8 protein-coding genes are annotated in these 8,185 nt (G+C 57.1%); 1 reads left to right on the top strand and 7 read right to left on the bottom strand.

Annotated elements, in window-relative coordinates:
• Window positions 1-1,259: ATP-binding protein (locus AC5EFR_RS18245; protein WP_493577179.1), on the top strand; the 1,259-nt coding region annotated here is incomplete at its 5' end.
• Window positions 1,260-1,324: 65 nt separating this feature from the next.
• On the opposite strand, the gene AC5EFR_RS18240 is transcribed toward AC5EFR_RS18245, so the two are convergent.
• The 7 genes from AC5EFR_RS18240 to napA all read right to left on the bottom strand — a co-directional run bounded on the left by AC5EFR_RS18240 (window position 1,325) and on the right by napA (window position 8,178).
• A complete protein-coding gene (locus tag AC5EFR_RS18240; protein ID WP_493577178.1) occupies window positions 1,325-1,957 on the bottom strand; it encodes a 50S ribosomal protein L25/general stress protein Ctc in 633 nt (210 codons plus the stop codon).
• A gap of 146 nt (window positions 1,958-2,103) precedes the next feature.
• A complete protein-coding gene (locus tag AC5EFR_RS18235; protein ID WP_493577177.1) occupies window positions 2,104-2,610 on the bottom strand; it encodes a DUF2478 domain-containing protein in 507 nt (168 codons plus the stop codon).
• Window positions 2,611-2,674: 64 nt separating this feature from the next.
• A complete protein-coding gene (locus AC5EFR_RS18230; RefSeq protein WP_493577176.1) occupies window positions 2,675-3,373 on the bottom strand; it encodes a NapC/NirT family cytochrome c in 699 nt (232 codons plus the stop codon).
• Window positions 3,374-3,394: 21 nt separating this feature from the next.
• The gene (locus tag AC5EFR_RS18225; RefSeq protein ID WP_493577175.1) at window positions 3,395-3,838 is read right to left on the bottom strand and encodes a nitrate reductase cytochrome c-type subunit; all 444 of its coding nucleotides are present in this window, start codon (window positions 3,836-3,838) and stop codon (window positions 3,395-3,397) included.
• Window positions 3,839-3,872: 34 nt separating this feature from the next.
• Window positions 3,873-4,793, bottom strand: coding sequence for a quinol dehydrogenase ferredoxin subunit NapH (napH, locus tag AC5EFR_RS18220; RefSeq protein WP_493577174.1), 921 nt, complete (start codon window positions 4,791-4,793; stop codon window positions 3,873-3,875).
• On the bottom strand, window positions 4,790-5,650 hold the full coding sequence (napG, locus tag AC5EFR_RS18215; RefSeq protein WP_493577173.1) for a ferredoxin-type protein NapG: 861 nt from the start codon (window positions 5,648-5,650) through the stop codon (window positions 4,790-4,792). The genes napH and napG overlap by 4 nt, the downstream gene beginning before the upstream one ends.
• 26 nt (window positions 5,651-5,676) lie before the next feature.
• Window positions 5,677-8,178, bottom strand: a complete 2,502-nt coding sequence (gene napA, locus AC5EFR_RS18210; RefSeq protein WP_493577172.1) for a nitrate reductase catalytic subunit NapA — start codon at window positions 8,176-8,178, stop codon at window positions 5,677-5,679.
• Window positions 8,179-8,185: the final 7 nt, after the last annotated feature.

Below are 8,185 nucleotides of genomic sequence, written 5' to 3'. Positions count from 1 at the left end.
GAAAACTGACGCATCTTGTTGGCTCCTCGGCTGACATCACCTCTGAACGCGAGCGGGATGCGGCCCTTGAGCTCACCAAGATTGCCAAGAAAAAAGCGGAAGACGCAAACCAGGCCAAAGAACGGTTTCTGGCCAATATGAGCCATGAAATTCGCACACCTATGAACGGCATCCTTGGCATTTGTGAGATGTTGCGTGAGACGCAATTGAATGAGGAACAAACCCTATTTGCCGATACGATTTTCAATTCCACCAACGCCTTGTTGGATGTCATCAATGAGGTTTTGGATTTTTCGCAAATTACGGCTGACAAGGTTTCACTCTATTATGAGCCGTTTTCGCTACGCTCGCTGATCAACGAAATTGCGATCCTTCTTTCGGCCAAAGCGGCCTATAAGGGGTTGGAATTACGGGTTCTTTACGACGAGGGCGTGCCATCGGATTTCATTGGTGACGCAAGTAAAATCCGGCAAGTGGTGTTGAACCTGGTCGGGAACGCGATCAAATTTACCGACACGGGCCATATTTCAATCACTGTGTCCTATGACCCATCGGCCACGGCGGGGGCGCTTGGATTGGCGGTGTCGGACACCGGATGCGGCATTGCCGCGGACCAAATCAACAAGGTGTTTTCGGCCTTTGAGCAGGCTGATGGCTCTCCTAAGGCGCGATCCGAGGGGACGGGGCTTGGGTTGGCGATCTCGTTGGACTTTGTCGAACGGATGGGGGGCGATTTGACGGTCACGTCTGTGCCCGGCCAAGGCGCAACCTTTACCGTGTCACTTGATCTGGAGTTGCAGGCAGCCGCCACCGCGCTTCCGGTCCAGACGCTTGTCCAACAAGGGGGGGACATGGCCAGTTCGGAGGTTGCGACCCCGGATTTCGGTCGGGCGCAGGGGGTGAAAGTCCTTGTGGCGGAAGACAATAAGACCAATCAATTGGTCATTGGAAAAATGCTCAAGACAACCGGAGCCGAGATTTGTTTCGCCGAAAACGGTGTGATTGCCGTCGAGGCCTTTCGCAAGGCGGAGTATGATTTGGTTTTGATGGATTTGTCGATGCCGGTGATGGGCGGCTTGGAAGCGACCAAGTTGATCCGGCAGCATGAAGAAGAGACCGGGCGGCAGAAATGTAGAATTCTGGCTGTGACGGCAAACACTCAGAAAAGCGATGCCAAGGCCTGTCGGGCGGTTGGAATGGACGGGTTCTTGGCCAAGCCGTTTCGTAAAAAGGATCTGTGGGCCTGTTTAGAGGTTTAGAGCTGGCCAAAAGAAAAGCCCCGCTCGGGTGAGCGGGGCTTGGCCGTGCATCATGTTAATGCGGCTTATTCTTCGGCGGCTGCCTCTTCGGCGACTTCACCGTCATCTTCGCTGTCAGATGATTTCAGACCCGATGGGGCCGAGAGGTTTGCGACAACAAAGTCACGGTCGATCGTGGCTTTGGAGCCTTCGGGCAGAGCAACGTCGGAAATGTGGATCACATCGCCAATTTCGCGGCCAGCAAGGTCAACAACCAGTTTCTCAGGGATGTCACCGGCGGTCACAACCAGTTCAACCTCGGGACGGACCAGAGTCAGAACACCGCCCTTTTTGATGCCGGGGGCGTCTTCTTCGTTGATCACTTCAACGGGAATGAACAGAGCCACTTTGGATGTGCGGCGCAGACGCATGAAATCAACGTGTGTTGGCAGATCTTTGACAACATCGCGCTGAACGTCACGGCAGATGACGCGCACGTCTTCTTGACCTTCGACCTGCAGGTTCCACAGGGTGGACTTAAAGCGACCGGCTTTGAGGTGCTTGAGCAGAACGTTGAAAGGAACGTTGATCGGCTGCGGATCAGTTTCGCCCCCGAAAACGATACCTGGAACTTGACCGTCACGACGTGCTTGGCGAGCGGCGCCCTTGCCTGTCCCCGCGCGAACGGTAGCTGTGAGATTTGGGATCTCTTTAGCCATTTTGTATTCTCCATAATATAGGGCAGGGTGCCTCCAAGGCTGTCACCCCGCGTTGAAGCTGTGCGCGTAGACTGGATTTGCCTTTTTTACAAGGCGATTCTGTTGGGATGCGTGTTTTGTTTGCAAAAGGTCGCGGCCGGGCGGCGTCAGGCGGCCGTCTTGAGCGCTTGGGCCCAACTGGAGAGCTGATCAAGGTCACAGGGCAGACAGGTGGCGGCGCGATCGGTAAAGTCGAGAAAGGCCTGAAGGTTGAGGCCATTGGTGCCGACAAGCACCGGAATGCCGCGTTCCATGGCGGCCCCGATCACCTCGCGGAAGCCACGTCCATCGGCCTCGTGTTTGCCGAATTTGTTGATGATCAAAAGATCCGCGCCCTCAAGCCGGGTCAAGGTGGCGGCAACCGCCTGTTCCAGCGCATCGGGATCAAGCTGGCAGCCGCGGGACTTGGGCCCAAGGTTTTGAGAGATGCGGATGATCTCGCCATCGGGCAGAACCCGCACATCCATGTCGCATTTATGCGTGTCGGCGCGGGCGGTGTTGGTTTGGGTGGTGCCCACAACGCGCAGCCCATCATCAAGCAGGCGCGCAGCCAGTTCGGCGAGGGTCGCGTTGACGTCCACACCGTCGGCGGATTTGAGATAGGCGATCTGCATTTGGGACCTCAAATTGGAAAAGGCGACCCGCATGGGACGCCCTATTTTGTGTTTCGTCAATCCATCAATGGTCGGAGAGATGACGCTCGATTGCGGCCTTGCCATCGGCAAACTCGGTGCCAGCAGCCGGTGGGATCAGACCCTTTTCATCCAACTCGGACACAACATTTTCGTAATGTTCCAGATAGTTGGCAGGCAAGTCATGCGCGATACCCTGGTGACAATCGATACAGGTTTTTCCCTCGTCCAAGGCCTTTTGGTGGTTTTCAGCCGCGCGGTTTTCTTGCTGGGTGAAATCCATGTACTCAAAGTTGTGACAGTTGCGGCACTCTTTTGAGTCGGTCTTTTTCATCCGGGCCCATTCACGCGACGCCATAACAGACCGGTGTTCGGCAAACTTTTCGGGCGTGTCGATCACATTGGTGATGAAGTGGCCATAAAGCTCTTTGGACGCTTGGATTTTGCGGATCATCTTGGGCCCCCAATCTTTGGGCACGTGACAATCGGGGCAGGTGGCGCGCACGCCAGACCCGTTGTTTTGGTGAATGGTGCCTTGGTATTCGGCATAAACATTCACCTCCATCTCGTGACACGAGATGCAGAACTCTTCGGTGTTGGTCATTTCAAGGGACCAGTTGAAACCGCCCCAGAAAATGACCCCGGCGATGAACCCGCCAATTAGGATTCCGCCAAAGGAATAGACCGCAGAAGGGGTAAAGAACCTCTTGAGCAATCCGGGTTTGGATGCATTTTGGTCAGACATCAGTCAGCTCCTCTGCGCGGTTTAGTTCGAGGGTTCAAAGACGTTGTCGACCAGCGCCGGCGCGTCTGCCTGTGGAACGTGACATTGCGTACAGAACCAACGGGTCCCAGCGACACTATCGAGCTGTTCGCCGTCGCGGCCCATATAATGGGTCATCGACAGGGTCGGCGCCCCACGATCACCGGCCCGAGTCCAGTCATGGCAGGTCAGGCATTGGTTGGCGTTCAGGTCAATCTGATACTGCGCGGTGGAATGCGGGATCAGCGGCGGCTGTTGGCGATAGTTGCGGGTAAAGCGACCGCTGTCATCTTGACGGTGGACCTGATCGACAACCACAGGTTCGTCGATATCGGCACCGCGCAGGGATTGAACACTGGATTGCTGCGCATATGCGACGCCTGCTACAAGCAGGGCCGAGACGGTCAAGGCGACAATCGGGGCGCTGATAAGGCTATGCTTTTTCATATCATTTCTCCTCTATATGCCCTGACGGGCTTGCTCAGGCCGCCTTGTCGGCCTTTGGCGCAGGGGTTGATTTTTGACGAACGCGTCCAGGGGCGGGCGTGTCGTCGAAACGGTGGGTGAATTCGAAAACGTCGACCGAACAGACATCAATGCAACGTCCGCAATTGGTGCAATCGGGCGACAGAATAAGCGGGGTGTCATCGTCAGAGCCGCGCAGGGCCGGGGTGATGACATGCATTTCGGGGCAGACGGCAAAGCAATCCATGCAATCGTCGCAGGCCTCGCGTTTGTTGGCGGTGATGCGGACGACAGAGCCGGTGCCAAGCAAGCCGTAAAAGGCGCCGACCGGGCAAAGATGGCCACACCAGCCGCGACGCGACACGGCAAAGTCAAAGAGGAAGACCGCGAGCACAAAGGCCCAAGCAAAGCCAACACCAAAGATCAAACCGCGATGAACCATGCTAATCGGGTTCACAAACTCCCAAGCGATGGTGCCGGTGAGCATCGAGACGATCAGCACCATGCCAAGCACGTAGTAGCGGGTCTCTTTCTTTGGCTGCCAGCCTTTGGTCATGCCAAGCTTGTCATGCAACCAATGCGCGCCATCGGTGACGGGGTTGATCGGACAAACCCAAGAACAGTAGACCCGGCCGCCGATAACTGCATAGGCGACACCAACGATCAACGCGCCGATCAGCGCGGTCAGCGCCGGCCAATGCCCGGCGACCATGCCCTGAAGGGTGAGAAAGGGGTCGGTGAGCGGCAGGAAATTGAAGGTCAGAGAGCCAGAGAGATTGCCCTTGAACCACCAGATGCCAAACCATGGGCCAAGTAGGAAAAGGGCGAGGAAAAACAGCTGGCTGGCGCGGCGCAGCAATAGGAATTTATGGGCGTTAAGCCAACCTTTGTCGCGGATCGCCTCGTACCCTACGGGGAGTTTTGTCTTGTCGCTCATTGGCCTGCCCCCCCGGTTCCGGGCAGTTTGAAGCCCGAGGTAAAGCCGCCCTCCATCGAGGGATCAGGCAGATCGCCGGGTAGGAAACCACCGGGCGCGGCAAGGTTGTCGGTGCCCGAACCGGGCAGGCGGTCGGGCAGGTCGATGAGTTCATCCACCAGCGGGTTGTTCTCTTCCCAGCCGAGTTTGTAGTGGTCGGCGCTATGGGCTTGGGCGATGCGTTTGGGAAGCACCTTGATGGCGCTTTCATCCGGCAGAACACAGGATTTTTCGCATTTGCCACAGCCGGTGCAGGCATCAGAGTGCACAACCGGCATAAAGATCGCGTGGGCTCCAGACCGTTCATTGGTGCGCAGTTCCAGTGTGATCGCCTCGTCGATGACGGGGCAGACCCGATAACAGACGTCACAGCGCAACCCGAGGGCGTTCAAACAGGCCTCTTCGTCGATCAAAACCGCAACGCCCATATCGGCGTCGTCGATGTTGGTGAGGTTGTGATCAAGCGCACCGGTGGGGCAGGCGACAACACAGGGGATGTCTTCGCACATCTCACAAGGCACATCGCGGGCGGTGAAAAACGGGGTCCCTGTGGCCGGGCCATCAAGCCCGAGTTGGGCGAGGCTCAGCGTGTCATAGGGACAGTCGCGGACACAGAGCCCGCAACGGATACAGGCCGCCAGGAAATCGCTCTCCTCAAGCGCCCCTGGCGGACGGATGGCTTGCGCCGGCAAGGCGCGGGCATCCGAAACAAATTGCGTCAAACCCATGCCCGCCAAAGCGCAACCCGCGACACCGCGCGACGCATCCTTAAGGAAGCGACGCCGATCCATTGGCTTTTTGCTTTTCGGGGCGGGCATGGTCTTTTCTCCGTTAAATCAGCGCGTTATGCGCGTTCGATTTTACATGCACATTTCTTGAAGTCGGTCTCTTTCGAGAGCGGGCAAGTGGCGTCCAAGGTCAGCTTGTTGGTGAGCTGGCCTTCGTCGAACCAAGGCATGAAGACAACGCCGCGTGGCATCTTGTTGCGGCCACGGGTTTCCACCCGCGACAGAACTTCGCCACGGCGGGTGGAGACGTTGATCTCTTGCCCACGACGCAGGCCACGATCCTTGGCATCCGCCGGGTGCATGAACACCACAGCCGATGGGAAGGAGCGGTGCAGTTCAGGAACCCGGCGGGTCATCGAGCCCGAATGCCAGTGTTCAAGAACGCGGCCGGTGACGAACCACAGGTCATATTCTTCATCGGGCTCTTCTGCGGCGGGTTCGTATGGCGCGAAGATGATATTCGCCTTGCCATCGGGCTTGCCGTAGAATTTGACGCCTTCGCCTTCTTTGACGTAGGGGTCATAGCCTTCGCGGAAGCGATACAGGGTTTCCTTGCCATCCACGACCGGCCAACGCAGGCCGCGCGCCTTGTGATAGGTGTCAAAGTCGGCCAGATCGTGGGCCTTGCCGCGACCAAATTCGGCATATTCTTCGAACAGACCTTTTTGGACGTAGTAGCCAAAGTGGGTGGCTTCATCGTTGGCAAAGCCTTCGGCGGTTTCGGACAGCGGGTATTTGTTGACCTTGCCGTTCTCGTAGAGGATCTCGTAGATGGTTTTGCCACGATATTCCGGCTTTTGCGCGATCAGCTCTTCGGGCCAGACATCTTCGACCTTGAAGCGTTTGGCGAATTCCATCACCTGCCACATGTCAGACTTGGCTTCACCCGGTGCATCCACCTGCTGGCGCCAGAATTGGGTGCGGCGTTCGGCGTTACCGTATGCGCCCTCTTTCTCGACCCACATGGCGGTGGGCAAGATCAGGTCAGCGGCCAATGCGGTGACGGTTGGGTAGGGGTCGGACACGGTGATGAAGTTTTCGGGGTTACGATAGCCCGGAAACCCTTCTTCGTTCATGTTCGGCGCGGCTTGCAGGTTGTTGTTACACTGCACCCAGTGACAGTTCAGATCACCATCTTTGAGTTTGCGGTGCTGCAACACGGCGTGGAAGCCGGGCTTGGGGGGAATGGTGCCTTTGGGCAGCATCCATTTGTCTTCGGCGAAATCACGGTGCGCTTCTTTGGCGACAACCATGTCGGCGGGCAGACGGTGGGCAAAGGTGCCGACCTCACGCGCCGTGCCACAGGCGGATGGCTGACCTGTGAGCGAGAAGGGCGAGTTGCCCGGCTCAGAGATTTTACCAACCAGAAGGTGGACGTTGTACATGAGCGAGTTGACCCAGGACCCGCGGGTGTGCTGGTTAAAGCCCATGGTCCAGAGCGACATAACCTTGCGGTTTGGATCGGCGTATTGTTTGGCCAGTGCTTCGAGCTTGGCGGCAGGAACCCCAGACAATTCTTCCGTGTATTCAACGGTGTATTTTGAGACTGCCTCGGCATATTCCTCAAAGGTCATCGGCGTCAGCTTGCCGTGTTTGCCTTCGTGGGCGGGGTTGGTGGCGGCTTGCTCAAGCTCGTGAGTTGGGCGCAAACCATAACCAATATCGGTGTTGGTCTTGGTGATGTTGACGTTTTTCTCGACGAACTCTTTGTTCACCGCACCGGTTTGGATGATGTAGTTGGCGATGTAGTTCAGGATCGCCAAATCGGTTTGAGGCGTAAAGATCATGCCGTTATCGGCAAGCTCAAACGAGCGATGTTCAAAGGTCGACAATACGTGCACTTCGGCACCGGGCTTGGTCAGACGGGTGTTGGTGAGACGCGACCACAGGATCGGGTGCATCTCGGCCATGTTGGAGCCCCAGAGCACAAAGGTATCGGCGTGCTCAAGGTCGTCATAACAGCCCATCGGCTCATCAATGCCAAAGGTGCGGATAAAGCCGACAACCGCCGAGGCCATACAGTGGCGGGCGTTGGGGTCGATGTTGTTGGAGCGCAGACCGGCCTTCATGAACTTGGCGGCGGCATAACCTTCCCAAACGGTCCACTGGCCCGAGCCGAACATAGAAACGGCGGTTGGGCCTTTCTTCTTGATCGAATCTTTCCACTTTTCGGCCATGACATCAAAGGCTTCGTCCCAGCTTACCGGTTCGAATTCGCCGTTTTTGTCATAGACGCCGTTGGACTTGCGCAAAAGCGGCGTGGTCAGGCGGTCTTTGCCGTACATGATCTTGGACAGAAAATAGCCCTTGATGCAGTTCAGACCACGGTTCACCGGGGCTTGCGGATCGCCTTGGGTCGCAACGACGCGGCCATCTTTGACCCCAACCAGAACAGAACAGCCCGTTCCGCAGAAACGGCAGGCGGCTTTGTCCCAGCGAATGTCAGGCGTGCCCACTTGGGCGGCGGCGGCGTTGGGCAAGGTAATGCCGGCGGCCGAGGCGGTGGCCGCTGCGGCCGATGCCTTTAGGAATTTACGACGGTCGGTTTTTAGTGTCATGGCTAGG

It is taken from the genome of Pelagimonas sp., assembly GCF_058892305.1.
Note: the sequence above shows the minus strand (reverse complement) of the source record. Positions and strands in the feature narration are given on the sequence as shown.

Coding starts and splice junctions, on each gene's coding strand:
- AC5EFR_RS18240 (WP_493577178.1), bottom strand. CDS start 1,957: ATGGCTAAAGAGATCCCAAATCTCACAGCTACCGTTCGCGCGGGGACA.
- AC5EFR_RS18235 (WP_493577177.1), bottom strand. CDS start 2,610: ATGCAGATCGCCTATCTCAAATCCGCCGACGGTGTGGACGTCAACGCG.
- AC5EFR_RS18230 (WP_493577176.1), bottom strand. CDS start 3,373: ATGTCTGACCAAAATGCATCCAAACCCGGATTGCTCAAGAGGTTCTTT.
- AC5EFR_RS18225 (WP_493577175.1), bottom strand. CDS start 3,838: ATGAAAAAGCATAGCCTTATCAGCGCCCCGATTGTCGCCTTGACCGTC.
- napH (WP_493577174.1), bottom strand. CDS start 4,793: ATGAGCGACAAGACAAAACTCCCCGTAGGGTACGAGGCGATCCGCGAC.
- napG (WP_493577173.1), bottom strand. CDS start 5,650: ATGCCCGCCCCGAAAAGCAAAAAGCCAATGGATCGGCGTCGCTTCCTT.
- napA (WP_493577172.1), bottom strand. CDS start 8,178: ATGACACTAAAAACCGACCGTCGTAAATTCCTAAAGGCATCGGCCGCA.